This is a genomic window from Leisingera sp. S232, from assembly GCF_049800895.1.
Taxonomy (GTDB): Bacteria; Pseudomonadota; Alphaproteobacteria; order Rhodobacterales; family Rhodobacteraceae; genus Leisingera.
Genome location: NZ_JBNAFX010000009.1, coordinates 14,971 through 40,869, shown reverse-complemented (window position 1 = coordinate 40,869; position 25,899 = coordinate 14,971). Strand labels below are relative to the sequence as shown.

23 protein-coding genes and 2 tRNA genes are annotated in these 25,899 nt (G+C 59.9%); 18 read left to right on the top strand and 7 right to left on the bottom strand.

The window, feature by feature from the left end:
* Nucleotides 1-91: 91 nt before the first annotated feature.
* A complete protein-coding gene (locus ACP151_RS08375; protein ID WP_424978436.1) occupies nucleotides 92-541 on the bottom strand; it encodes a nucleoside deaminase in 450 nt (149 codons plus the stop codon).
* A 61-nt stretch (nucleotides 542-602) separates the two neighbouring features.
* Between ACP151_RS08375 and ACP151_RS08370 the strand changes: the two genes are divergently transcribed.
* The 6 genes from ACP151_RS08370 to ACP151_RS08345 all read left to right on the top strand — a co-directional run bounded on the left by ACP151_RS08370 (nucleotide 603) and on the right by ACP151_RS08345 (nucleotide 7,258).
* Nucleotides 603-1,628 carry a pseudouridine synthase gene (locus ACP151_RS08370; RefSeq protein WP_424978435.1) on the top strand — a complete coding sequence of 342 codons (1,026 nt, stop codon included), beginning with the start codon at nucleotides 603-605 and terminating at the stop codon, nucleotides 1,626-1,628.
* 176 nt (nucleotides 1,629-1,804) lie between these two features.
* Nucleotides 1,805-2,698 carry a 5-bromo-4-chloroindolyl phosphate hydrolysis family protein gene (locus tag ACP151_RS08365; RefSeq protein ID WP_424978434.1) on the top strand — a complete coding sequence of 298 codons (894 nt, stop codon included), beginning with the start codon at nucleotides 1,805-1,807 and terminating at the stop codon, nucleotides 2,696-2,698.
* Nucleotides 2,699-2,714: 16 nt separating this feature from the next.
* Entirely contained in the window at nucleotides 2,715-3,905 is a 1,191-nt protein-coding gene (locus tag ACP151_RS08360) for a toxic anion resistance protein (RefSeq protein ID WP_424978433.1), read from the top strand.
* Nucleotides 3,906-3,937: 32 nt separating this feature from the next.
* Entirely contained in the window at nucleotides 3,938-4,852 is a 915-nt protein-coding gene (locus ACP151_RS08355; RefSeq protein ID WP_424978432.1) for a DUF2927 domain-containing protein, read from the top strand.
* Between the two features lie 26 nt (nucleotides 4,853-4,878).
* Nucleotides 4,879-6,060 carry an SPFH domain-containing protein gene (locus ACP151_RS08350; RefSeq protein WP_424978431.1) on the top strand — a complete coding sequence of 394 codons (1,182 nt, stop codon included), beginning with the start codon at nucleotides 4,879-4,881 and terminating at the stop codon, nucleotides 6,058-6,060.
* 76 nt (nucleotides 6,061-6,136) lie between these two features.
* Complete coding sequence (locus tag ACP151_RS08345; protein ID WP_424978492.1) at nucleotides 6,137-7,258, top strand: primosomal protein N' (replication factor Y) - superfamily II helicase; 1,122 nt, start codon at nucleotides 6,137-6,139, stop codon at nucleotides 7,256-7,258.
* A 98-nt stretch (nucleotides 7,259-7,356) separates the two neighbouring features.
* On the opposite strand, the gene ACP151_RS08340 is transcribed toward ACP151_RS08345, so the two are convergent.
* Nucleotides 7,357-7,776: an Hsp20/alpha crystallin family protein gene (locus ACP151_RS08340; protein WP_424978430.1), complete on the bottom strand. Its 420-nt coding sequence runs from the start codon at nucleotides 7,774-7,776 to the stop codon at nucleotides 7,357-7,359.
* 194 nt (nucleotides 7,777-7,970) lie between these two features.
* Between ACP151_RS08340 and dtd the strand changes: the two genes are divergently transcribed.
* The 9 genes from dtd to ACP151_RS08295 all read left to right on the top strand — a co-directional run bounded on the left by dtd (nucleotide 7,971) and on the right by ACP151_RS08295 (nucleotide 17,109).
* Nucleotides 7,971-8,417 carry a D-aminoacyl-tRNA deacylase gene (gene dtd, locus ACP151_RS08335; protein ID WP_424978429.1) on the top strand — a complete coding sequence of 149 codons (447 nt, stop codon included), beginning with the start codon at nucleotides 7,971-7,973 and terminating at the stop codon, nucleotides 8,415-8,417.
* A 407-nt stretch (nucleotides 8,418-8,824) separates the two neighbouring features.
* On the top strand, nucleotides 8,825-10,408 hold the full coding sequence (locus ACP151_RS08330; protein ID WP_424978428.1) for an ABC transporter substrate-binding protein: 1,584 nt from the start codon (nucleotides 8,825-8,827) through the stop codon (nucleotides 10,406-10,408).
* 1 nt (nucleotide 10,409) lies between these two features.
* Nucleotides 10,410-11,366, top strand: a complete 957-nt coding sequence (locus ACP151_RS08325) for an ABC transporter permease (protein WP_424978427.1) — start codon at nucleotides 10,410-10,412, stop codon at nucleotides 11,364-11,366.
* Nucleotides 11,363-12,178 (top strand): ABC transporter permease, encoded by an 816-nt coding sequence (locus tag ACP151_RS08320; protein ID WP_424978426.1) that lies wholly within the window; start codon nucleotides 11,363-11,365, stop codon nucleotides 12,176-12,178. Before ACP151_RS08325 ends, ACP151_RS08320 begins: the two co-directional genes overlap by 4 nt.
* On the top strand, nucleotides 12,175-13,812 hold the full coding sequence (locus ACP151_RS08315; RefSeq protein WP_424978425.1) for an ABC transporter ATP-binding protein: 1,638 nt from the start codon (nucleotides 12,175-12,177) through the stop codon (nucleotides 13,810-13,812). The genes ACP151_RS08320 and ACP151_RS08315 overlap by 4 nt, the downstream gene beginning before the upstream one ends.
* 213 nt (nucleotides 13,813-14,025) lie before the next feature.
* Nucleotides 14,026-14,667, top strand: coding sequence for a DUF1326 domain-containing protein (locus ACP151_RS08310; protein ID WP_424978424.1), 642 nt, complete (start codon nucleotides 14,026-14,028; stop codon nucleotides 14,665-14,667).
* 81 nt (nucleotides 14,668-14,748) lie between these two features.
* Complete coding sequence (locus ACP151_RS08305; RefSeq protein ID WP_424978423.1) at nucleotides 14,749-15,498, top strand: DUF2182 domain-containing protein; 750 nt, start codon at nucleotides 14,749-14,751, stop codon at nucleotides 15,496-15,498.
* Nucleotides 15,499-15,648: 150 nt separating this feature from the next.
* The gene (locus tag ACP151_RS08300) at nucleotides 15,649-16,485 is read left to right on the top strand and encodes an alkaline phosphatase family protein (RefSeq protein ID WP_424978422.1); all 837 of its coding nucleotides are present in this window, start codon (nucleotides 15,649-15,651) and stop codon (nucleotides 16,483-16,485) included.
* A 66-nt stretch (nucleotides 16,486-16,551) separates the two neighbouring features.
* The gene (locus ACP151_RS08295; RefSeq protein ID WP_424978421.1) at nucleotides 16,552-17,109 is read left to right on the top strand and encodes a DUF4453 domain-containing protein; all 558 of its coding nucleotides are present in this window, start codon (nucleotides 16,552-16,554) and stop codon (nucleotides 17,107-17,109) included.
* 26 nt (nucleotides 17,110-17,135) lie between these two features.
* Here the strand turns inward: ACP151_RS08295 and ACP151_RS08290 are convergent, their stop codons facing one another.
* From ACP151_RS08290 to ACP151_RS08275, 4 genes are all read right to left on the bottom strand, one after another.
* A complete protein-coding gene (locus ACP151_RS08290; protein WP_424978420.1) occupies nucleotides 17,136-18,062 on the bottom strand; it encodes an alpha/beta hydrolase in 927 nt (308 codons plus the stop codon).
* 120 nt (nucleotides 18,063-18,182) lie between these two features.
* Nucleotides 18,183-20,072 carry an acyl-CoA synthetase gene (locus tag ACP151_RS08285; RefSeq protein WP_424978419.1) on the bottom strand — a complete coding sequence of 630 codons (1,890 nt, stop codon included), beginning with the start codon at nucleotides 20,070-20,072 and terminating at the stop codon, nucleotides 18,183-18,185.
* Between the two features lie 207 nt (nucleotides 20,073-20,279).
* Complete coding sequence (locus tag ACP151_RS08280; protein ID WP_424978417.1) at nucleotides 20,280-22,079, bottom strand: ABC transporter transmembrane domain-containing protein; 1,800 nt, start codon at nucleotides 22,077-22,079, stop codon at nucleotides 20,280-20,282.
* A gap of 164 nt (nucleotides 22,080-22,243) precedes the next feature.
* Nucleotides 22,244-22,317, bottom strand: a tRNA-Gly gene (locus tag ACP151_RS08275).
* 173 nt (nucleotides 22,318-22,490) lie between these two features.
* On the opposite strand from ACP151_RS08275, the gene ACP151_RS08270 reads away from it, so the two are divergent.
* Complete coding sequence (locus ACP151_RS08270) at nucleotides 22,491-23,204, top strand: CbiX/SirB N-terminal domain-containing protein (protein ID WP_424978416.1); 714 nt, start codon at nucleotides 22,491-22,493, stop codon at nucleotides 23,202-23,204.
* A 104-nt stretch (nucleotides 23,205-23,308) separates the two neighbouring features.
* A tRNA-Cys gene (locus ACP151_RS08265) sits at nucleotides 23,309-23,382 on the top strand.
* A 15-nt stretch (nucleotides 23,383-23,397) separates the two neighbouring features.
* On the opposite strand, the gene ACP151_RS08260 is transcribed toward ACP151_RS08265, so the two are convergent.
* Nucleotides 23,398-24,555: a tyrosine-type recombinase/integrase gene (locus tag ACP151_RS08260; RefSeq protein WP_424978415.1), complete on the bottom strand. Its 1,158-nt coding sequence runs from the start codon at nucleotides 24,553-24,555 to the stop codon at nucleotides 23,398-23,400.
* 565 nt (nucleotides 24,556-25,120) lie between these two features.
* On the opposite strand from ACP151_RS08260, the gene ACP151_RS08255 reads away from it, so the two are divergent.
* On the top strand, nucleotides 25,121-25,732 hold the full coding sequence (locus ACP151_RS08255) for a helix-turn-helix domain-containing protein (RefSeq protein WP_424978414.1): 612 nt from the start codon (nucleotides 25,121-25,123) through the stop codon (nucleotides 25,730-25,732).
* Nucleotides 25,733-25,899 lie beyond the last annotated feature (167 nt).

The following is a 25,899-nucleotide window of genomic DNA, read 5'->3' as shown; positions in this document are numbered from 1 at the left end:
CTCCTCAGGTTTTATCGCCAGCCAGGTCCAGGGTCCGCAAGACGCAAAAGCCCGTCAAGCCTCAAAGCCGCAGCCTCACAGCCACCGCTTGTCAGCGCTTAGCTGCAAAGAAGTCTTTCAGCAACGCTGCGGCTTCTGCCTCGGCGATACCGTCGTAAACCTCCGGTTCATGATGTGCCTGTGGATGGGAGAACACGCAGGCCCCATGCGCCACTCCGCCGGACTTGGGATCGGCCGCGCCGTAATACACTCGGCGGATGCGGGCGGCGGCAATGGCGGCGGCGCACATGGCGCAGGGCTCCAGCGTGACATAAAGGTCAAAGCCCGCGAGCCGTTCGCTGCCCCGGGCGGCACAGGCTTCGCGGATGGTCAGGATTTCGGCATGTGCGGTGGGATCATTCAGTTCGCGGGTGCGGTTGCCCGCCAGGGCGGCCACCTGCCCGTCCGGCGCGATCAGAACAGCCCCCACAGGAACCTCGCCCCGGTCTGCCGCGGCACGCGCCTGCTCCAGCGCCTTGTCCATATGCGATTTGAATGCCATGCCCCTTCCTGCCCGCGATTGCCCGCTTTCGCAAGGCGGCGGAATGCTCTATGGCACCCATATGAGCAAAGCACCCGCATCCCCCAAGGGCAAACCCGGCCCGAAACTCCAGCCCCGCAAAGCTGCCGCCGCCGCCCCTGCCGACGGCACCTCTCCCGAGGGCGACCGCATCGCCAAGGTTCTGTCGCGCGCAGGCGTTGCCTCGCGCCGTGAGGCCGAGCGCATGATCGCCGAAGGTCGCGTATCGGTGAACGGCGACAAGATCGACAGCCCGGCGCTGAATGTGACTGCGACGGATCGGATCAGCGTCGATGGCAAACCCCTGCCCGAAGCCGAGGCGCCGCGGATGTGGCTGTATTACAAGCCCATCGGCCTGGTTACTTCGAACAACGACGAAAAAGGGCGCACGACGATCTTTGACGAGCTGCCCGAAAACATGCCGCGGGTGATGACGGTCGGCCGTCTTGACATCAATTCCGAAGGCTTGCTGCTGCTGACCAATGACGGCGGCATCAAGCGCAAGCTGGAGCTGCCCTCGACCGGTTGGCTGCGCCGCTACCGGGTGCGGATCAACGGCCGTCCCAAAGACGAGGATTTTGCCCCGTTGCGCAAAGGGCTGGTGATTGAGGGGGAGCGGTTCCAACCAATGACCGTGGCTTTGGACCGCCAGCAGGGGGCCAATGCCTGGCTGACGGTGGGCCTGCGCGAGGGCAAGAACCGCGAGATTCGCCGCGCGATGGAGGATATCGGCTATAATGTGAACCGTCTGCTGCGGGTGTCCTACGGCCCATTCCAGCTGGGAGATCTGAAGCCGGGCGATGTGGAAGAACTGCGCTCGCGCGTGGTGCGCGACCAGCTGGGGCTGGAGCCGGAAGAAGAAAAACCGGCGGCCCGCCCAACCCGCGCCCGTGGCGGCAAACCTGCCGGCAGGCCTGCAGGCAAGCCCGGCAGCAAGCCGGCTGGCAAGGCTCCGGCGAGACCCGGGAAACCGGGAAAACCGAGCAGCAGACCCGCCGCACCGCGCGGCGACCACCCCGCCCCGCGCGGCGGCGGCAAAGGCCCGATCGGCAAGAAACCCCGGCGCTGAGCCATTTCCCGCAGACTTCCCCCTAGCAACACCGCCCGCTATCCCCTAGATTTCCAATCAGTTAATCTTCGCAGGCGGTATTTGGGGGGTCTTTCGCGTGCAGAAACTTGCCTATGCAGCCCTGATGATCCTGATGCTGGGCCTCAGCACCGGCTGGATCGTGGGGGGCTGACCTGATGGCACAACGCTACGGCGGCAAATATAGCCCGGACGGCAAGAGCGAGCCGCAGGATGCAGGCCCGCAGCCTTCTTTCCGAAATGCTCAGATGGACCCGGTTGGCATGCGCGCCAATCTGATGTTCCTGCCGCCCGCCATTCTGACGTTACTGTCGCTGAACGATGGCGCTGCAGGACTGGCACTGGGGCTGATTGGCGCAACGCTGTGGACCGGCGGCGCCTTGCTACTGCGCGAAGGCCTGAAGGCCGAAGCCGCCTATGCTGTCCGCAAAGTCGCGCGCAAACCCGCCCTGCCCCGCAAGATCCTGGCCGCCCTGCTGGTCGGCGGCGGCGCTGCCCTCGCCGCCTGGAAGGCTGAGCCCGGCATCCTGATCGCCACCATTTATGGCGCCGCAACCGCAGGTCTCCATCTTACGGCTTTCGGCATCGACCCGTTGCGCGACAAGGGCACAGAAGGTGTTGACCAGTTTCAGCAGTCGCGTGTGGCCCGTGCCGTAGATGAGGCGGAGCAAAACCTTTCTGCGATGAAGGATGCCGCCTTGCGCGCCCGTGATCGCGGTGTCGACGCACGGGTGGAGCAGTTTCAGTCCGTGGCCCGTGAGCTGTTTCGCACGGTCGAGGAAGACCCGCGCGACCTGACCGCCGCGCGCAAATATCTGACTGTCTATCTGCAGGGCGCCCGCGATGCGACGGTGAAATTCGCCGACATCTATGCCCGCAGCCAGGACGCCCAGGCCCGCGCCGACTACCTGGCGCTGCTTGACGATCTGGAACAGAATTTTGTCGCCCGCACCCGCAAGCTGCTGGTGGAAGACCGCACCGATCTGACTGTGGAAATTGACGTGCTGCGTGAACGTTTGCAGCGTGAAGGGGTCCAATTGGACCGCAACTGATAAAGGGGAGCCGTTCATGTCTGAAGCCATTCAACAAAAGGCAGCAGAAGCCGAAGCACTGGTAACTGAAGTCACCGCAATCGAACTGCCCGAACCCGTGGCAGACGTGCAGCCGCTAGAACAGGCCGATGCACCCACCGGCGAGGCGATCCGGCAGCGGATGGACCAGATCGACATGGCGGACACCAATTCAATCATCCATTTCGGCTCTGCCGCGCAGTCAGAACTGCAGACGATCAGCCAGGCCATGCTTGCTGATGTGCGCAACAAGGACGTGGGCCCTGCAGGTGATTCTCTGCGCAATATCGTAACCACGATCCGCGGTTTCTCTGTCTCGGAACTCGATATTCGCCGCAAGCCAACCTTCTGGGAACGGCTCTTGGGCAAGGCCACGCCATTTGTGAAATTCTCTGCACGCTATGAAACCGTTCAAGGGCAGATCGACAAGGTCACCGATGACCTTCTGGGGCATGAACACACACTGCTGAAGGACATCAAGTCTCTTGACCTTCTCTATGAAAAAACACTGCAGTTCTACGATGAGCTGGCGCTCTATATCGCCGCGGGCGAGGCCAAGCTTGCAGAGCTGGACGGCACCGCCATCCCGGCCAAGGAAGCCGAGGTGCAGGCCGCACCCGAAGGCGATCAGGTGATGAAGGCGCAGGAGCTGCGCGATCTGCGCGCCGCCCGCGACGATCTGGAGCGCCGGGTGCATGATCTGAAGCTGACCCGCCAGGTCACCATGCAGTCGCTGCCGTCGATCCGCTTGGTGCAGGAAAATGACAAATCGCTGGTCACCAAGATCAACTCGACGCTGGTGAACACCGTGCCGCTGTGGGAAACCCAGCTGGCTCAGGCGCTGACAATCCAGCGTTCGGCTCAGGCCGCCGCAGCGGTGCGCGACGCCAATGACCTGACCAATGAGCTGTTGACTTCCAATGCGGCCAACCTGCGGCAATCAAATGAGATGATCCGCACGGAGATGGAGCGCGGCGTCTTTGATATCGAAGCTGTGAAACAGGCCAATGCAGATTTGATCGGCACCATTCAGGACAGTCTCAAAATCGCGGATGAGGGCAAGGCCAAACGCGCAGCTGCAGAAGCAGACCTGTTGAAAATGGAGGCAGACCTTCGCGACACGCTGGCCGCTGCCAAGGCCCGCCGCGACGGAGTTGGCGATACGGCCGGCACCGCGGTGCCGACCTGAGAATGGCGGCAAGGATGCAGGCTGTCCGGATCATGCGGAAAAGCGCAGCGGCCTTTGCCGGGCTGGCTGCGCTTACAGCCTGCCTGCCGTTTGACCAGGCAGAATCCCTGGTGCCGCAGGCCCGGCCTGCTGCCCCTGTGCCAGCTATCTACACGCCTTCTGCGGACAGTGCCCAGCTGGCCTATTATTACAACACCTTGGAGCGCGATCTTCTGACCCGTGGCCTGCTGCGCACCGATGGCGGAGGACCGGACACGCCCTATGATGCAGACGATCTGGCAAAGAGTTTTGAAACACTGGCGTTTTATGACGAATACGGCGGAGCAGACCTCTCAGGCGGCCTGGGCCGCTGGACCGGTCCGGTGCGGATCGCTGCAGAATTCGGCCCCTCTGTACAGCCCAGCCAGCGAAACCAAGACCGGGACCGACTGGCCGAATACGCCGCGCGCCTGGCGCGGATAACCGGCCATACCATCAGCTCTGTCAGCGGGCGCGCCAATTTCCATGTGATCTTTGCCAGCCTCGACGACAGCGCCTTTGTTGCCGAACGGGTGCGTGAACTGCTGCCTGCGATCAGTCCTCGTGATCTGTCACTGCTGGCAGCACCGCCGCGCAGCTATTACTGCCTTGTCGTGGCAGGTGGCCCGCAAGGCGATCCGCTGTCCTACACCCGCGGTGTTGCGCTGATCCGAGCCGAACATCCCGATCTGGTGCGCAAAAGCTGCCTGCATGAGGAAGTGGCGCAAGGGCTGGGCCTGCGAAACGACAGCCCGCGGGCGCGGCCTTCGATCTTTAACGACGACGACGAATTTGCACTGCTTACCAGCTTTGACGAAAAACTGCTGCAGATGCTGTATGATCCAAGACTGAAAGTTGGGATGAGCGCTGAGGAAGCCCGCCCCATCATCCGTATTCTCGCCCGTGAGGCGATGGGCCGGGACTTGTAGGCCGGAATTAGAAGAGGACCTGAGACATGGGAATTTTTGATTTTCTCAAGGGCGAATTCATTGATGTGATCCACTGGGTGGATGACACCCATGACACTATGGTCTGGCGGTTTGAACGCGAGGGCCATGAAATCAAATACGGCGCCAAGCTGACAGTGCGCGAAGGCCAGGCAGCAGTGTTTGTGCATGAGGGCCAGCTGGCGGATGTGTTTACGCCGGGTCTCTACATGCTTGAAACCAACAATATGCCGGTGATGACCACGCTGCAGCATTGGGACCACGCCTTTCAGTCACCGTTCAAATCGGAGGTGTATTTTGTCGACACCACCCGTTTCAGCGATCTGAAATGGGGCACCAAGAACCCGATCATCTGCCGTGACCCCGAATTCGGCCCGGTGCGGCTGCGTGCCTATGGGACATACACCATCAAAGTGGCCGACCCGGCCCGCTTCCTGACCGAGATCGTCGGCACCGATGGTGAATTCACCATGGACGAGATCTCTTATCAGATCCGCAACATCATTGTGCAGGAATTCTCTCGCGTCCTTGCTGGATCCGGTATCCCTGTGCTCGACATGGCCGCCAATACCGCCGACCTGGGCAAGCTGGTGGCGGCCGAGATTTCCGGCACCCTGGCGGAATACGGGCTGTCCATGCCGGAGCTGTACATCGAGAATATTTCGCTGCCCCCCGCGGTGGAGGAGGCCATGGACAAGCGCACCCAGATGGGCGTGCTGGGCGACCTTGGCCGCTACACCCAGTTTTCCGCCGCCGAAGCGATGACCGCCGCAGCACAAACCCCGAACAGCGGCATGGGGGCCGGAATGGGGATGGGGATGGGCCTGGCAATGGCCCAGCAGATGGGCCAAACGCTGCAGGGTGGCGCGCCCTCTCAGGCAGCGGGTCAGCCGGCCGGGCCATGGGGCGCACGGCCCGAACCCGCTGCGCCGCAACGGGCAGCGCCCGCGGCACCGCCGCCACCGCCGGTGGAGCATGTCTGGCATATCGCGGAGGATGGACAAACCTCCGGCCCGTTTTCCAAGGCGCGGATGGGCCGTATGGCGCAAGAAGGCGCGCTGACCCGCGAAACCCATGTCTGGACACCAGGCCAGGACGGCTGGAAGCGCGCAGGCGAGGTGATGGAGCTGGCACAGCTGTTTACCATCCTGCCGCCGCCTCCCCCGCCGCCGCCATCGCCAGCCGGATAGCTCCGCTTGCAGACAGCCAGCTGCTGCCCCGCCCCGCCAAGACTGACACTGCCCAACAGGTAGCTTTCCCGTGACGATGCCCCCGCCGCCGCCCGCTGAAACAGTGCCCGCCCCCGCTGAAGAAACACACCGTTTCCCCTGCGAGCAATGCGGCGCCGATTACACCTATGACCCGGCAAACAGTACGCTGACCTGCGGACATTGTGGCCATACAGACAGCATCCGCAGCGGCCCATGGAAGGGCGCTGCGCTGCAAGAACTGGATTTCCGCACCGCGGCGGCAGAACAGCTTCCGGAAGCAGAGATCGAGATCACCCGTGTCTCCAGCTGCCCCAATTGTGCCGCTCAGGTGGCATTCGACCCTGACACACACGCCAGGGAATGCCCGTTCTGCGCCACACCGGTGGTCACCGGCACCGGCGCGAACCGTCACATCAAGCCCAAAGGCGTGCTGCCCTTTGCGGTAGAGGAGCGTGCGGCCCACAAGGCAATGACAGATTGGCTGGGCAGCCTGTGGTTTGCCCCGAATGGCCTGAAGGAATACGCCCGCAAGGGGCGTCGGATGCAAGGCATCTATGTGCCTTACTGGACCTATGACGCCCAAACACGCAGCGCATATACCGGCCAGCGCGGCACCATCTATTATGTGACCGAGACCTTCCAGCAGGACGGCAAAACCAAGACCCGGCAGGTCGCAAAGGTGCGTTGGACACCCGTTTCAGGCCGGGTGCAGCGGTTCTTTGATGATGTGCTGGTTCTGGCCTCAAAAAGCTTGCCCAAGAGCTATACGGAGGCGCTCGAACCCTGGGACCTTGCCCAGCTGGAACCCTATCAGCCGCAATATCTGGCCGGTTTCCGGGCAGAAGCCTATACCGTGGATATTGAGGCTGGCTTTGCCGAGGCAGGACAGAAAATGGACCGGGCGATTGAGCGCGATGTCCGATTTGACATTGGCGGCGATCGGCAGCGGATTGCAGACATCAATACCCAGGTGTCCGATGTGACCTTCAAACATATCCTGTTGCCGGTGTGGCTCGCCGCTTACAAATACCGCGGCCAGACCTACCGTTTTGTGGTCAACGGCCAATCCGGCAGAGTGCAGGGCGAGCGGCCCTACTCCGCCTGGAAGATTGCTTTTGCGGTGCTGCTGGCCCTTCTGGTCGGCGCCGGGATCGCCCTGCTCGCCAGCCAGAAGTGACATCTTGCAAAGCGGACGGGCGCACACCTGCCCCCGTCCTGAACCAGCCGGTTCCTTTGCCCGGTTTTCTGAACCGAAACCCTTGGCTGGTCTCTCCTTCAGTTCTTGCTGATTACAATCCTGCGCGCAGTTTTTGGCTGCTCCAGCGCCTTTTTCGGCACCGCGATGTGGAGCACCCCGTCCGCCATCCGCGCAGAAGCCGCCTGTCCGTCAGCGTCCTCCGGCAGCCTGAAGGACCGGCGAAACGCGCCATATTGGCGCTCGCTAAAGTACCAGGTGTCGCCTGTCTTTTCGGACTGCGTCTTCTTCTCGCCTCGGATTGTCAGCACGCCGTTGTCCACAGTCAGCTCCACATCCTCCAGAGTCACCCCCGGAAGCTCCATTGCGACGTCATACGCCGCCTCGCCCGAAGACGCCTCAGTTGCTGGCGTAAGCCAGTCGGCAAGCCGCGCACCGAAGCTGCGGAACGGGTCATACAGCGACGGCCAGAAGCCGCCATGTTCGGTCTTTTCCACCATTTTCAGCCTCCTTTCTTGTTGCCCCTTGATTGTACCTCTGGCCGGGCAGCCCCGCCTTGATCCCGCGCAACTTTCGGGCTTGCGCAGGATGATTTCGGGCGGCGATCTCGCCTGTGCGCAGCAAAAGAGATAGACCTGCTCCAGGACTGCCCGCTGCAGGGGCAGGCAGATCAATTCTGACAAGGAAAGCAGACATGCGGGCACTCATACAACGGGTCAGTGAGGCGTCGGTCACAGTTGACGACAAGGTCATCGGTGAAATCGGGCACGGGCTGCTGGTGCTGATCTGCGCCATGGCCGGCGATGGCGAAGCCCAGGCCCAGCAGCTGGCTGCCAAGATCTCCAAGTTGCGGATCTTCAAGGACGAGGCGGGAAAGATGAACCGCTCTGTGCTGGATACCGGCGGCAGCGTGCTGGTGGTCAGCCAATTCACCCTGGCGGCCGACACCCGCAGCGGCAACCGCCCCGGGTTCTCCACCGCTGCAGCACCGGCTGAAGGTGAGCGGCTGTATGAATATTTTGCGGCCCGCCTGACGGAAATTGGTTTGAAAACTGCAAAAGGACAGTTCGGCGCAGACATGAAAGTCCGGCTGCTGAATGACGGCCCGGTGACCGTCTGGGTGGACACAGAACAGGCCTGAAACGGGTCATCCGCCTGGCGCGCAGGTGGGCCTAACACCTTCCGCGCGTCGGGAACAATACGAAGGCCTGCGAGGCCGTGAAAGCGACGTTTTTTGACCGGAAAGCATCGATTCTGTCCCTTCCCGCCCCCTCCAGCCGGACCAGCTGGTCAGATTCACAAAAAAATCACAAAACCACCGCAGGGAAATTTCTTGTCGCTTTCCAACAGATTTTCTGTTTTGCAAGGCATCTAAATCTCAAAAACGGCACCTTTGCCCAAAAAGGCGACACTTGCTGTTTTACCTGTACCGGCGGCTTCCCTGGTGTTGAGCTAATAACGCTTGCGAGTGACAGGCAAATACGCAAATCTGAAATCGCCAATCAAAAAAACAGGTGCCTGAGCACCGCAAACTTTCGGGAGAACTCCATGAACCGTCATATGCAGTATCTGGCCAGCCAAGCCGCGGCAGGCAAACTGTCGCGCCGTGACTTCCTGGGCAAGGCCGCCGCATTGGGCTTTACCGCTGTATCCGCAAACCTGCTGCTGTCCACCGCCGCCAAGGCGGCAGGCCCGCAGAAAGGCGGCACCATCCGTCTCGGCCTGCAGGGCGGCTCGACCACCGACAGCCTGGACCCGGCACTGGTCACCAACACCGTCGGCTTGATGGTCACCCGCCTGTGGGGTGAACCCCTGGTTGAGCTGTCCGACGACGGCGGCATCGAGGGCAAGCTGGCCGAAAGCTATGAAGCCTCTGCCGACGCCAAGACCTGGACCTTCAAGCTGCGTTCCGGTGTGACTTACTCGAACGGCCAGAACGTCACGTCCGAGGACGTGGTCAAGACCATGGAACGCCACAGCGGCGAAGACACCAAGTCCGGCGCTCTGGGCATTATGCGCGGCATCAAGGACGTGCGCGCCGACGGTGACAGCGTTGTCTTCGAACTGGACAGCCCGAACGCCGACCTTCCCTACCTGCTGGCGGACTACCACCTGATCATCCAGCCGAACGGCGGCAACGACGATCCGGCAGCCGCAATCGGCACCGGCCCCTACATCATGAAATCCGCTGACATGGGCGTGCGCTTTGTGGCCGAGAAGAACCCGAATTACTGGGGCGATCTGGGCAACGCGGACACGGTGGAAATCATCGTCATCAACGACGACACTGCCCGCGTCGCGGCATTGCAGTCCGGTCAGGTGGACGTGATCGACCGGGTGCCCCCGCGTACCGCAAAGCTGGTCGAACGTGCGCCGAACATTACCGTGCATTCAACCTCCGCGGCCGGCCATTACGTGTTCATCATGCATTGCAACACCGCGCCCTTCGACAACAACGATGTGCGCATGGCGCTGAAGTACGGCATCAACCGCCAGGAGATGGTCGACAAGATCCTGAACGGCTATGGCACCGTTGGTAACGACACTCCGATCAACGCCTCTTATCCGATGTACACAGAACTGGAACAGCGCCAGTTCGACCCGGACAAGGCGATGCACCACCTGAAGAAGGCCGGCCACGACGGCTCCATCCTGCTGCGCACTTCGGACAACTCCTTCCCAGGCGCACCGGATGCCTCTGCCCTGTTCCAGCAGTCGCTGTCCAGCGCCGGCATCCAGCTGGATGTCAAGCGTGAGCCGAACGATGGCTACTGGTCGGAAGTCTGGAACGCCAAGCCGTTCTGCACCAGCTACTGGGGCGGCCGTCCGACCCAGGACCAGATGTTCACCACTGCATACCTGTCGACCGCCGACTGGAACGACACCCGTTTCAACAATGAGCAGTTCGACCAGATGCTGGTGGCGGCGCGCGGCGAGTTGGACGTTGCCAAGCGGACACAGATGTATGCCGACATGTCGACCATCCTGCGGGACGAAGGCGGCCTGATCTGCCCGATGTTCAACGACTTTGTTGAGGCAACCACCGACAACGTCGAGGGCTTTGTCGAGGGCATCCCGGGCCAGGTTCTGATGAATGGCTATGCCGCCAGCAAGATGTGGGTCAAAGCCTAATATGTCACCGATCGTAAAACTCCTGGCTCAGCGCATTTCGCTGAGCCTCCTTCTTTTGCTACTGATCTCAGTGGTGATCTTCGCGGGCACCATCGTTCTGCCCGGCGACGTCGCACAGTCGATCCTGGGTCAGTCGGCAACACCGGAGGCACTGGCCAACCTGCGCGCTGAGCTAGGTGTGAACGATCCTCCTGTACAACGCTATTTTGCATGGCTCTTCGGCGCCATGCAGGGCGATCTTGGCACCGCGCTGACCAGCGGCCAGGACATTGCCCAGGCTCTCAGTAGCCGTATCGGGAATACCTTGTTCCTCGCCTTCTGGGCTGCCGTGGTTGCGGTTCCGCTGGCGATTTTCCTGGGCCTGCTTGCCGTCCGTTTCAAGGACCGCTGGCCGGACAAGCTGATCTCGGCCGTCACACTGGCCTCGATCTCAATCCCAGAATTCCTCATCGGTTATGTGCTGATGTACTTCATCGCCGTGAAAATGCGCTGGGCGCCGTCGGTTGCCATGATCAACGACAGTATGAGCCTGTTAGAAAAGCTGCATTCCATCGCGCTGCCGGTTGCGGTGCTGACGCTGGTGGTGCTGGCGCATATGATGCGCATGACCCGCGCAGCCATCCTTAACGTGATGCAATCGGCCTATATCGAAACCGCGGAACTGAAAGGCCTGAATGCCTTTCAGGTGATCTACCGACACGCCTTCCCGAACGCGATTGCCCCCATCGTCAACGTCGTGATGATCAACCTGGCCTATCTGGTGGTCGGCGTTGTGGTGATCGAAGTGGTGTTTGTCTATCCCGGCATGGGCCAGTATCTGGTCGACCATGTGTCCAAGCGTGACGTGCCTGTTGTGCAGGCCTGCGGCCTGATCTTTGCCGCCGTCTATATCGCCCTCAACATGTTCGCCGATATCGTCGCCATCCTGAGCAACCCGCGCCTGAGGCATCCGAAATGAAGAATATCCCCATTTCCGCACTCATCGGGCTGTTCTTTACCGCCCTCTACTTCCTTGGTGCAATCTTTGCGCCCCTATTGGCCCCCTACGGCGTCGGCGAAGTTGTCGGCGATGTATGGGAGCCCTCCAGTGCAGACTATCTGCTGGGCACCGACAACATCGGCCGCGATCTTCTCAGCCGGATGATCTATGGCGGGCGCACCACTATCTTCATCGCAACAGCTGCGACCGTCCTGTCCTTCACTTTGGGTTCCGTCCTCGGGTTCTTTGCAGCCGTGACAGGCGGTTGGGTCGATCAGGCGCTGTCGCGCTTTGTCGACCTGGTCATGTCGATCCCGACTCTGATCTTTGCCTTGGTGGTGCTGTCGGTTGCGCCGGTTACCATTCCGATGCTGATCCTGGTGATGGGCCTGCTCGACGCCACCCGCGTCTACCGTCTGGCCCGTGCTGTTGCAGTCGACATCGAGGTCATGGACTATGTCGAGGCCGCCCGTCTGCGCGGCGAGAAAACGGCCTGGATCATCTTCCGCGAGATCCTGCCCAACGCATTGTCGCCGCTGATCGCGGAGATGGGCCTGCGCTTCATCTTTGCGGTTCTGTTTGTCTCCACTCTGTCCTTCCTGGGCCTGGGCGTACAGCCGCCTGAAGCCGACTGGGGCGGCATCGTGAAGGAGAACAAGGAAGGCATCGTCTACGGCATTCCTGCGGCCCTGATCCCCGCTTTTGCCATCGCCACTCTGGCGATCTCGGTTAACCTGGTGGCTGACTGGGTGCTGAACCGGACCACATCGCTGAAAGGAGGCCGCGGATGAGCGATACTCTGTTGAAAGTCCGCGACCTGAAAATTGGCGCGACCGTCTATCCGCCGGGCGAACGTCCCCGCGACATTGATATCGTGCACGGGGTCAGCTTTGACCTCGCGCCCGGCAAGGTTTTGGGCCTGATCGGTGAATCCGGTGCCGGCAAATCCACCATCGGTCTGGCATCCATGGCCTATGGCCGCGGCGGCGTGAAGATCACTGGCGGCGAAGTCTGGATCAACGGCCGTGATATCCTGAAGGGCAGCCACAAGGACATCCGCAAACTGCGCGGCGCCGAGGTGACCTATGTGTCGCAATCGGCAGCTGCCTCCTTCAACCCGGCCAAAAAGATCATGGACCAGGTGGTCGAGGCCGCGGTGGAGCAACAGAAGTTCTCCCGCAAGGAGGCCGAAGCTCGTGCCCGGGTGTTGTTTGCCAAGCTGGGCCTGCCGGATCCGGACAACATCGGCGACCGCTACCCGCACCAGGTGTCGGGTGGCCAGCTGCAGCGCTGCATGACTGCACTGGCGCTGTGCCCGGAGCCTGACCTGGTGGTCTTTGACGAGCCGACGACCGCGCTCGACGTGACCACCCAGATCGACGTTCTGATGGCGATCAAGGAAGCAATCCGCGACACCGGCGTGGCCGCGCTCTACATCACCCACGACCTGGCGGTTGTGGCACAGGTGAGCGACGACATCATGGTGCTGAAGATGGGCAACACCGTCGAATACGGCAATGTTGACCAGATCATCAATGATCCGCAGGAGGAGTACACCAAGGCGCTGGTCTCGGTTCGCTCCATCGAACACGAAGAAAAGGCACCCACCGAGGAGCCCGTGCTGAGCGTGCGCAACATCACCGCGCGCTACAAGGGCACCCAGTTCGACGTGCTGCACAACGTGAACGTGGATCTCTACCCCGGCCAGACCCTGGCAGTGGTGGGTGAGTCCGGTTCGGGCAAATCCACCCTCGCCCGCGTGATCACCGGCCTGCTGCCGCCGCGCGAGGGCGAGATTGAGTTTGCCGGCCGCAAGCTGTCATCGGACCTCAATGGCCGCTCCCGCGAGGACCTGCGCGAGCTGCAGATGATCTATCAGATGGCGGACGTGGCGATGAACCCGCGCCAGACCGTCGGCACCATCATCGGCCGCCCGCTGGAGTTCTACTTTGGCATGCGCGGTGCCGAGAAGAAGAAGCGGATCGTCGAACTCTTGGATGAGATTGAGCTGGGCGAGAAGTTCATGGACCGCTACCCGGCAGAGCTGTCCGGCGGCCAGAAGCAACGTGTTTGCATCGCCCGCTCGTTGGCAGCCAAGCCAAAGATGATCATCTGCGACGAGGTCACCTCGGCACTCGATCCGCTGGTGGCGGACGGCATCCTGAAGCTGCTTCTGGATCTGCAAAAGATCGAGAATGTGGCCTATCTGTTCATCACCCACGATCTGGCAACGGTGCGCGCAATCTCGGACAACATCGCAGTGATGTACCAGGGCAAGGTGCAGCGCTACGGCGGAAAGTCCAAGGTGCTAAACCCGCCGTTTGACGATTACACCGATCTGCTGCTCAGCTCCGTCCCGGAGATGAAACTGGGCTGGCTGGAAGAGGTGATCGCACACCGTAAAATGGAAAGCGCCGGCAACTAAATCTGCGCAAAGATGCAAAGCCTCTGCTGATTTTCAGTGGAGGCTTTTTCTTTGTTAAATATCACGTTTTTGTGATAGGATAACGGAGCCGGGGAACTGCGGCGAGATGTGCTGCAAATAACATAAAAACTCTGAGCGTGGCTAAGGTGAGGCAAGCCAACCCGAATTACCGGGCAGTATTTTTGCGACTGCTGTAAAAGGGGAGGACGTCTCATGAAGGACTGGGCAATTCACGGTCAGGAAATCGGGAACTGCAACTGCAATCCCGGATGCCCATGCCAATTTTCCCAATTACCCACGGACGGCACTTGCGAAGCTGTCCTGACCTACCGCATCGACAAGGGGCATTACGGCAACGTCAAACTAGACGGGCTTTACGCGGCGGTGCTCTATAAGTGGCCCGGCCCGGTGCATGAGGGTGACGGCCAAATGCAGATGATCATCGACCAACATGCGACGCCGGAACAGCGGGCAGCCCTTGAGGCGATCATGACCGGTGAAGACACCGATGAATTTGCGACCATGTTCTATGTCTTCAGTCTGATGAGCCCGACCAAGCATGAAACACTGACCGCAGACATATCTCTGGAGTACGATCCGGAAACCGGAACCGGAATGGCACGGATCGGCGAATTTGCGGAAACCAAAGTACATCCTATTCCCAACATCGTTTCGGGCGATCCGCACTTTGTCACGCTTGCCCTGCCAAAAGGGTTCGAATTTGCCGAAGCCGCCATGGCGGCCGGCTCGACACAGACCCGCAACGCAGCCATCAGCCTGGAAAAGAACAGCGGCACCCACGCCCATGTTGCCGCGTTGCACCTGACGGGCCAAGGCGTCGAGCGCGCGGCCTGATCCGCCGTGCCTCCCCTGCGCCACATAACTGGATCAGCTGAGCGCCTGGCCCGCAATGATCAGGCGGTGGTGCTTGTCGCTGTGGCCTTGATCGTGCTGCTCAGCGGGCTCTACACGCTCTTTGGCGCCGGAATGAATATGACCGCGATTGAGATGACCCGGATGGCCCGCCCGATTGGCGAACCGATGGTGATGGATGAAATTCCGGTTTGGACCCTTGGCTATGCCGTGCTGATCTTTCTGATGTGGTGGGTCATGATGATCGCCATGATGACCCCCAGCGCGGCCCCTGTGCTGCTGCTGTTCACGGCTATCAAGAAGTCCGGTTCCCATGCCAGCAGCGCCCCGCTGCTCAGTCTGCTGTTCCTGAGCGGTTACTTGATCGCCTGGGCTTCCTACGCTGCGCTTACCACCTTTCTGCAGTGGTGGCTTGAAACAACGGGCCTTTCAAACGGCCCCATGATGTCGCTCAGCAGCCGCACCCTTGGCGGTGCATTGCTGCTGGCGGCGGGCGCCTATCAGTTTACCCCCTACAAGCATGCTTGCCTCTCCAACTGCCGTTTGCCGGTTCAATTTCTGACGGCATATAACCGCTCTGGACTGGCTGGTGCTTTACTGATGGGCGCCCACCACGGCACATATTGCCTGGGCTGTTGCTGGGCCCTGATGCTGCTGCTGTTTGCTGGCGGCATCATGAATCTGTACTGGATTGCCGGGCTGGCGTTGTTTGTGCTGGCAGAGAAAACCGTTCCTTTTCCCAGGTTCTACACCTCTGCTACGGGGATCCTGCTGATTGCGGCGGGCTGTTACGTGCTCGCGACCGCCTTGTGACCCGCACTGTTCGGCCCGCCCCACGCAAATCCGCAACGTTAGCCTGAAAACGTCAATTTCCGGCCCATCCGTCGATTTTTGAATGGCAATTCAAGAAATGGACCCGAAGATGAACCACCGAAGCCATCGCAAGGCAAAGGGATTCGGCGAATGGACAAGAAACTCCTGCTCATCATTCTGGACGGCGTGCCCTGGCGCAATTTCCGCCGCCTGTTCGGCAACCTTGAAGGCTGGGTCGACAGCGGAGATGCCCGCGTTTGGAAACTGCGCGCGGTGCTGCCGTCGATTTCGGCCAGCTGCTATGCCTCGATCCACACGGGCGTGGCCCCAGCCATTCACGGCTGTACCGGCAACGCCAATGTGTTCCGCCTGAAGGAAAAAGATGTGTTCAGCCAGGTCCGCGAAGCCGGCGGGGTGACCGGTGCTGTGGCGCACAGCTACTGGTCTTCTTTCTTCAACCGGCATCCCTTCGACTACGTGCGCGACATCGAATATGACGAACCCGAGAGCAAGACCATCAACCATGGCCGTTTCCACACCATGACGGGCTATGGCAAGGACAACCAGATGACGCCATCGGATGTCGATCTCTTTGCCACCCTGACCAACCTCTGCCTGCGGTTCGGGCTCGACTATGGGATGCTGCACGCCTGCACCCTGGACAGCATGGGCCACCGGTTCTTTCACGACTGCCAGGAAATGGACCACGCCTGTTTCGTCATGGATGAGATGCTGGCCCCCTTTATCACCCGCTGGCGTGATCTGGGCTATGAAGTGATTGTCACTGCCGACCACGGCCAGGACGAGCGCGGCCATCACGGCGGCCGGGGCTCATTGCAGCAGGAAACGGCGCTCTATTATTTTGGCGAGGCCGTCGGACCGGACCATGGCGAGGTGATCGACCAGCGCCAGCTGGCGCCCACCATCCTCAGTCGGCTGGGCGCACCGATTGCTGAGACCATGAAGGCAGAACCGTTCCTGAAATGATCTGAATTCGGCAGTTGTGTGCTAGGATGGTTCGCAGCTGCCGCTTTCATATGTCAGGACATTGCCATGAAGTCCCTTGTTGCCCTGTTTTCCCTGCTCGCCGCTCCGGCCCTGGCAGGCGACGCCTGCCACGATCTGTGGTTCACCCGGAATGCAGTGATTGACCGGGCCGGATATTGCTTCGGTTCACCACTGGGACAGGCCGTGTTCGACAACGGTGATTGCACTGGCAAGTCCGTCGCCCTGCCACCGCAGGACCAGCGCCTGGTTTCCAAAGTGAAGCAGATGGAAGCCCGCTTTGGCTGCCGGGTGAATAACAAGCAAACCCGTCTGGATCTGGATGATCTGTTTCTCCGCTATCAGCTGCGGAACCTGCCCATCCGGGATGAGTTCGAAAGCGCCTGTCTGGGCTGGCTGGGGCCAGTTATCGGGCTGCGGGCAGGCCACAGCTCCGATGCGCCGCTGGTTGGGCAGATAGATCCGGGCGACTATGTGAAATATGCCCACATTCCAGTGGGCAACTGGACCTATGTCACCACCTCCGGCTCCGACTGGCAGATCACCAGCGGCGGTTGGCTGGACACATCTCTGTTTCAGGAGCAGTGCCGGGATATTGCCGGCTAGACAGTGCTACTCGGCGCTACTCGATGCTACTCATCGTAGGGCCAGATCCCCTGCCCCAGCGCTTCGGTTGCAACCGATATCCGCTCGAAACTGTCACGCGCCCGGCCCACGCTGTGGCGCGCGCGCAGATAGCCGTGGATCAGCCCCGGTTCATTGATCCAATGCGCCTTGCCGCCTGCTGCCACAATGCGGTCGCGGTAATCGCGTGAATCATCCCGCACAGGGTCGCAATCCGCCGTCACCAGCAGCGTCGGTGGCAAGCCGGAGAAATCGCTGTCAGCCAGCGGCGCAAACAGCGGATCATCCTTGGGCACTTCCCCACTGGTGCGGATATCCATGTAATAGAGCACGTCCTCGCGGGTCAGCATCGGCGCCTGCGCGTGTTCCAGATAAGAGCCCTGGTTCACGTCACCGCCGAACGCACCATAAATCAGCACTTGGCCCAGAATGGTCTCGCAGCGTCCGCGCGCATGATGTGCCACCGCAGCACAAATGTTGGCACCGGCGCTGTCGCCCATCAGAACGACGCCTTTGCCGTACCCGGCTTCAACCCAGCCCAGCGCTACCCAGGCGTCCTCAAAAGCCGCCGGATGCCTGTGCTCCGGCGCCAGCCTGTAGTCCACTGCCACCACACGGTAACCGGTCTGGGCGCAGATTTCGGCACAGACATCGTCGTGGCTGTCCAGCCCTCCGACGACAAACCCGCCGCCGTGGCAGAACAGCACCGTCCGGGTCGGATCGCCGGCTGTATAAACCCGCACCGGCACCCCGTTTGCAGACACTTCTTCGACCGACACCACGTCCGGCCGCGGCACCCGGAACTCGCGCGCCATTGCATCGTAAATGCGGCGCTGCTCCTCAATGCTCATGTCGACGGCATCGTCGGGAAACAGCTCCCCGGTCTTCTGGATGAAATCCCAGGTTTCCTCGTCGATCAGCCGTTCATAGTCCATCTGCGAGCCTCCCTGCGCGCCCGGTTTTCAAGTGAGCCTAGGCAGAGTTTCCTGCAAAGGGAATGCCTGAAAGAAACAGCGCGGCGAAAGGCGTTCATTATTCCACACTGTGCCGCCGGGTTATGAGGCTGCGGCATGTTCCCACGGGCGGGTGAAACTGTTCAAGACCCCGTTTATGTCAGCGTCTGTGCTGCCGTTAGCGGCAACCTGCGCCACAAGCCCGCGCTTTTTATCGTCGATCACAGTGGCAACACGCGCAGCCAGCCCAGCCTGTTCCAGCGCGCCATTGTAGACACGGGCGATCGCGTGTTTGCGCAGATCCGGTTTGAAGACCTTGCCCACCGCAGTTTTCGGCAGTTCATCCAGAATGGTCATATGTTTGGGGATCGCTGCCCGTTCATGTACATGCACCTTGCAGTATTCCAGCAGTTCATCTTCACTGACTGATACCCCGGCAACCAGTTCGACAAAGGCGCAGGGCAGTTCACCAGAATGGGCGTCAGGCTGGCCGATTGCCCCGGCAAAAGCCACCGCCTCATGGCCCAGCAGCGCCTCTTCGATCTCTGCCGGGTCTATATTGTGGCCACCGCGGATAATCAGATCCTTGGCCCGGCCAGTAATCCAAAGGTAGCCATCCTCATCGATCCGTCCCAGGTCGCCCGTGCGCAGATGTGCGTCCTGATAATACAGGTCCGCGTTTTTGTCGGCTTCGGTATAGGTATTGCCTGCATACACGCCAGGGTTCGCAATGCAGATCTCCCCCACTTCATCCACACCGCATTCTATCGCGCCATCGTTGGTCTGCTTAACGATGCGCACATCTGTGTACGGAAAGGGAATACCGACCGAGCCGACTTTCTTCTCGCCGCCCGGAGGATTGCAGGACACAAGACAGGTTGCCTCTGTTAAACCGTATCCCTCAACAATTGCCACGCCAGAGGCGTTTTCAAACCGCTTGAACAGTTCCATCGGCATTGGCGCCGACCCTGAAAATGCAGTTTTGACCGAGGAAATATCTGCGTTCACTTCGCGCTGCATCAATGCAGAAACTGCAGTGGGAACGGTGATGATAAAGGTGATCTTCCAGCGTTCCACCAGCTTCCAGAAGTTGTCAAAGACGCCTTCCCCCCGGTAGCCCTGCGGTGTCGGAAACACTACATGTGCACCGGATGCAATCGCCGCCATCATGATGACGTGCACCGCAAAGACATGGAACAGCGGCAGCGGGCACATGATGTTATCTTCTTCGGTGAACAGCAGCGTGCTGCCAATCCAGCCGTTATAGACCAGGCCGGAATATTTGTGCTGGGCGACCTTGGGCATGCCAGTGGTGCCGCCGGTGTGGAAATAGCAGGCCACCCGGTCGTCGTCGCTGTCCGCAAAGGCCAGCGTCTTGGGATGTTTGGCAAGTTCCTTGGTAAAGCTTAGGTAGTCGGCGTGATTTGGACGGCTGTCCAGCTTGGGCCGGATCAGCGGCACGATCCAGGACTTTGGCGGTGTCAGGTAGCGGTTCAGATCCACTTCCAGCACCGTGTTCACCCCCGGCGCATGGCGCACGGCCTCTGCCACTTTCTGCGCCACATCGGTCTTTGGAAAAGGCCGCAGGGTCACCACCACCTTGGCTTTGGTCTCGCGCAGGATCGAAGCGATCTGTTCCGGCTCCAACAGCGGGTTGATGGGGTTCACAATCCCCGCAACGGCACCGCCCAGCATTGTCACCAGCGTCTCATGGCAATTGGGCAGCACATAGGCGACCACATCCTGTTCGCCCACGCCCAGAGACCGGAACATATTGGCAGCCTGGCTCACCTGATCCTTCAGCGTGCTCCAGGTCAGGGTTTCCGCCTTGTCGGTCGGGCCCGAGAAAATCTGATAACTGACCGCCTTGCTGTGCGGGTATTTGTCGGCAGTGCGTGACAGCAGCCCGTACAGCGTGGCCGGAAGATCCCGGTCTTCCCAAGGCATCTCATTGTGAAGCGCGTTTCTATCCGCGATTCCGGAATACTCCATAAGTTTCCTCCCCGTTCCCCCGGTATATCAGGGTGTGTTCTGATTTCGGTCAGACTATTGCATACGCGCGATTGCGCAAGCGCCTGAAAGGATCACGCCAAGGCAGATAGGAACGTGACGTGGCGCCAATTCCCTGCCTACGGCGGATTTCAACAAAAACGCCCCGGAAAGCATCCGGGGCGCCCACCATGCCGCAATGTCCTCTGCTTACTCTGCCGCCAGACCTTCGGTGAACTGCAGTTTGGCCAGACGCGCATACAGCCCGCCCTGCGCCACCAGCTCATCGTGGGTGCCCATGGCCACGATCCGGCCCTGGTCCATCACCACGATACGGTCAGCCTTCTTTACCGTCGCCAAACGATGCGCCACGATCAAAGTGGTCCGGCCCTGACTCAGCTCATCCACGGCGGCCTGCACCAGCCGTTCGCTTTCCGCATCCAGGGCGGAGGTCGCCTCGTCCAGCAGCAATACAGGCGCATCGCGCAGGATTGCTCGGGCAATGGCAATCCGCTGCTTCTGCCCGCCCGACAGCATCACCCCTCGCTCTCCAACAAAGCTGTCATAACCATCCGGCAGTTTGGAAATGAAATCATGCGCGGCAGCGGCCTCAGCCGCGGCCACAACCTCAGCGTCTGAGGCTTCCGGCCGACCAAAGCGAATGTTTTCCCGCGCCGAAGCCGCAAAGATTACCGGGTCCTGCGGCACCAGCGCGATATGGCGCCGGAACTCATCGCGCTGCAGCCGGGGCAGCGCCACGCCGTCCAGCTTCACGGCGCCCTGATTGGGATCGTAGAACCGTTGCAGCATCTGAATAATGGTGGTTTTGCCAGCGCCCGAAGGACCGACAAAGGCGACCGTCTCCCCCGGTTTCACCGTCAGTGACACCTCATCCAGCGCCGAGACATCCGGCCGCGACGGATAGCGGAAGGACACATTCTCAAACGCAATCTCCCCTTTGACCGGAGCGGCCAGCACCTGCGCCGCAGCCGGGTCCAGAACCGTATCCTCTGCATTCAGAAGTTCAACCAGCCGCTCAGTAGCACCAGCAGCCCGCTGCAACTCGCTCCAGATCTCAGACAGGGCCGCGACCGATCCCGCCACCAGGACGGCATAGATCACAAACTGGATCAGCGTGCCCTCCGACATTACTCCGGCGCGCACGTCGTTGGCCCCCATCCACAAAACGCCAACGACCCCCGAGAATACCAGGAAAATCACGATAACCGTCAGAAAGGCGCGGGTCTGAATACGGCGACGCGAGACCTCATAGGCTGTTTCGGTCAGATCTGAAAACTTCAGGCGGCTAACGCTTTCATGGGTAAAGGCCTGCACTGTCTGAACGGCCCCCAGTGCTTCGCCTGCATTTCCAGAGGATGCCGCGATCCAATCCTGGTTCTCCTTGCTAATGGCGCGCAGGCGGCGGCCCAGCACCAGAATCGGTACAATCACTGCCGGCACAATCAGCAGCACCATCATTGTCAGCTTTGCCGAAGTCAGTAGCATCAGAACCATGCCGCCTAGGAAAATCAGTAGGTTGCGCAGCGCAATTGACACCGACGAGCCCAGAACCGACTGGATCAGCGTGGTATCAGTGGTGATCCGGCTCAGAACCTCGCCAGTCATGACACGCTCATAGAACTCCGGGCTCATGCCGATGACCCGGTCAAACACCGCCTTGCGGATATCTGCCACCACCCGTTCGCCAAGCCGCGTCACCAGCGCATACCGCACCCCGGTGCCAGCGGCCAGCAGCGCCGCAATAACCAGCGCGGCACTGAAATAGAGGTTCAGCAGCTCGGAATCCGAAATCCGGAAGTTGTCCACAACTCTGCGTACTGCCAAAGGCAGGGTCAGTGACAGCGCCGCAGTCAGCACCAACGCGCAGGTCGCAGCCAGCATCAGCAAGCGGTACGGACGCATGAAGGGCCACAAAGCCGACAGCACGCCAATTTTGCGGGATTTCTCCCGCTCCTGCTCCGCATTCGGAGCCGCATTATTCCGCGCCATTCCGGATCCTTCTGCACTTTGGCCTGGCGGAGCACACCCCGCATGTACGCCAAGGTTCATGGCCCCGCTGGACCGGCGCGTCAAGCGTTCAGCAGTTTCAAATGGCCTTTGAAAATAGCGAACAGCTGCTTTGCGCGGGAATATTGACGGAGGTTGGAGAAGTCTGGAGCGGGTAGCGGGAATCGAACCCGCACCTTAAGCTTGGAAGGCTCTTATGATACCATTTCACCATACCCGCTCAGGACAAGCGCTGATTTAGGTGAAGCGCCGGGCAAGGTCAACCACCTTGTTTTCGTTTATCTTTGGGGCGGTAAAAAATTCGCCTTTCCCCTTGCACCGGCATCGATAAACCCGCCAGATACAGACGCTACCCCGAACCTCAACCGCCCCTTCAGCACCCGGAAGTCACCCTTGCAGAAGAAACCGAATGCCGCTGTCATCATCTCTCACGGACAGCCTTCTGCCCCGGGTCCGGCAGAGGCGGACCTGGCGTCTACAGCCGCCGCAGTTGCTGCGCATCTGCCCGGCTGGGAGGTCCGCTCAGCAACCCTCGCCGCACCGGGTCGGCTCGAGACCACGATGGAAGACGGTGCCGTGGTCTACCCATTTTTCATGTCGCAAGGCTACTTCACAAGCAACGTTCTGCCGGGCCGCCTGCAAGGCTTTTCCTACCGCCTGGCTCAACCATTCGGTCTGGACGAACACCTTCCAGATCTGGCCGCTGAGGCCGTGCGCCAAGCAGCTGCAACCAACCGCCAGCCCCTGCAGGAAACCCATCTTCTGCTAGCCGCCCATGGCTCTGCCCGCGGCCCCCGAGCTGCAGAAGCCACCGAGGCCTTTGCTGCCAGTCTCATCCAACGCCTGCCGGGCTGCAGAGTGTCGCTGGGCTATGTGGAACAAGCGCCCAGGATAGCCGCTTCTGCCGCAGCCCTGCCCGCACGGTCCCTCTGCCTGCCTTTCTTTGCCCAGGCTGGCGACCATGTGAAACAGGATCTGCCTGAAGCTCTGGAGGCCGCTGACTTTGCCGGCACCATATTGCCGGTGACCGGCGCCCTGCCCGGCATCCCGGCACTTATCGCCAATGCCATCCTCTCCACAGCAGCTAACAGTAACAACGCCGCATAAGTTTCCGGCCTTCCGGAAAGAAATGCATTTTTGGCGCTGGCGGACGCAATTGGCCTCTTGCACCAGCGCCGGGCATGTGATTAATCACGCCCTACACCACGGATGGCGAGTTGGCGGAGTGGTGACGCAGCGGATTGCAAATCCGTGTACACCGGTTCGATTCCGGTACTCGCCTCCATTTATTTCCAAGCACTTAGCTCTCTCCTCTCTTTGCCCCATCCGGGGCGTTTACAATAGCGTTTACAGTTTTGCCCTCGCGGCGCCGCTTCTCGCGCTGCAGTAAGTCGAGGACTTCCGCGCTCTCAGCAGGCGATACGGCTGCGTAATGCTCGATCACAGCGGCTGCATAGCGAAGCGACCAGCCCATGTGATTGGCGATTTGGTTAAGGCCCAGGCCTGCACGCAAGAGTCGCGTTGCAGCCGTTCCGCGAGTATCCTGGAGCCTAAGCGTCGGATCGCTCAGCTTGTCGGTAATGCGATCCCGGTAGCGTGCGATGGCTCGGCTTGCAGACGTGGACTTGAGCGGTTTGTTCCGATCATTTACCAGCAGAACAAGCTGATCCGCCGGTGTTTCATCGATCAGTTGCCGAAGTTCAGGCGTCACAGGAATATGTGCCACACGCCCCCTCTTTTGCGTGCGAACCCGAAAACGATCGATTCCATCGAAGCTTTCAAGGTTGCCTCGCGTCAATCGCACAAGATCTGCAGGCCTAAGCCCGGTTTCGCATGCAAGCGTCATCACGCGCTGCACCCAGGGCGGTGCTACTTCTTTGAAATACCGTTGGTCGGCGTCCGTCCAAACGATCTCTGCCCGGTCTACTGTATAGATTCGGTGGAGGCGGTCGCAGAAGTGCGCCGCAATCTTTCCTTCATCCCGCGCCCAATTGAGGATGCGCACCGCGACTGTGCCGGCGTAGTCATGCTGCTTTGGCGAGTCTTTCCACTTCGCCCTCCACTCGTTGAGCTCACCCCTAGACTTTGGGTTTTCCCAAAGTTTCGCGGGATCATCAGCGAACTCCTCTGCAAAGCGCAGAGCCCATTTTCGATAATCCGCTTGTGTGCGTTCGCCCTTCGGCATTGCAGTGCTATCGAGAAAACCGTCCACCATCTCGGGCGTCATGTATTCGTCGGCAAACCTGGACTTAGCCTTTTCGGCAAAAGCTATAAGGAACTCAGGTTCGCGAGGTTCCTTAACGGATGACTCCCAGAATTTCGGGCCTCCGCCACGCCATGCATAAAAATGAAATTTCACGCCTTCCACGGTATCGCGACGAACACGATGCACACCCTTTGGCAAGCTACTGCGCGGCACGTCTTGCCCTCCGTTGCGCAACAAGATCAACTTTATCACTTTGCATCTCATCTACGCTTTGCAGTCCCTGTGCTTGATCCAATCTTAGACGGACGAGTTTGGGATCAAAAAAATTAGGGTTCCGCCTCAACGGGATGATGTCCAGAGACCGGCAAAAGTTGCGGAATGCATCGTTCGGAGAAGCAAATCCAAGCGCGGCTGCAAGATCGTCAGATGATACTAGCCTTATATCTTGAGAGCTGCTCGACACGGAAAAACTAGCCTCTTGGCTGACTTGCAGAGGATGAGGCTTCAATGCACATGAGCGCCTCGATGTGACTGGAGGTGAGCATCATAGCTCGGCCAAGTGAGTAAAACTGCCCATGCTCACGAGCTAGACTTCGAAGAGCTCGTGCAGAAACAGAAGCACCGGATTTCTGCAGTCTTTTACACCACTCTTCAGGTGTTGCCATATCATCGATTGCAATCAAAGTTGCATCCTCCAAACTGCGCCTAACCGCAAGTTTCTACAAGTTTTTGTGCGGTTCCAGTGGTAAAATACCCGCTGTTGAAGTTAAGCTCTATTTGAGCACAAACGTGCGCAATTACAGGTGAGACTTTTTCAATGGATCGCGACTTCAAAGCCCAGTTCAGGGCACAAGGTATAGCTGAGAGGAAAAGGCAAACTCGAAAGCGGAATGAGCAACGAAGAAGAGAGGCTGCGGAGTATGCGGAGTATCTTCGAAGAAAGGACGCAAAACAGCGTCGGGCAAACCGTAAACATATTTGCGTTTCGGAAGGTCTCATCAGGTGCCGGAAGCAGCGGAAGCTGAACCAGACCGATTTTGCAAATTTTCTCGGAATCTCAAGACGTGCTTTGGTGAACTACGAAAACGGTCGGAGAGCGGTTGGTGGCGATGTATTGGAGAAGATACTGGCCGACGGGGAAATTGAAATGCACGACATATTCAATTTGAACCCTGATCCGGTCCCGATAAGTACCCGCCTAGAAATTGCAGAGCTGACGGCCAAACTGATCGCAGCGTGTCGCGACGAGTGTCCAAATATAGATATTGGCAAGGTGCTTTCATTGGTTCCGCGCACTGTCGCTCATTGGCCAAAATCGCGACGAACATCATGTAAGAACATAGAGAAGGCTGCCTTGGAGATCCTAGACGACGTTGGCCATTGGGAAGAGGCAGAGGCGTATTGGGACCAACAATCGGAAATGGTCTGACGTGAGGAACGGCGAACTTGACGGCAGCGTTTATTTGCCATCGTCAAACAAGCCGGTCATCCTTTTTAACTTCGTAGCAGGTACCAAAGCAAACCGTCGCCCCCCTTTTATCAGAAAAAGGAACTGTCAAATGCTCTGTGAGCCGCAGATGGGCATCAAAGTTATCT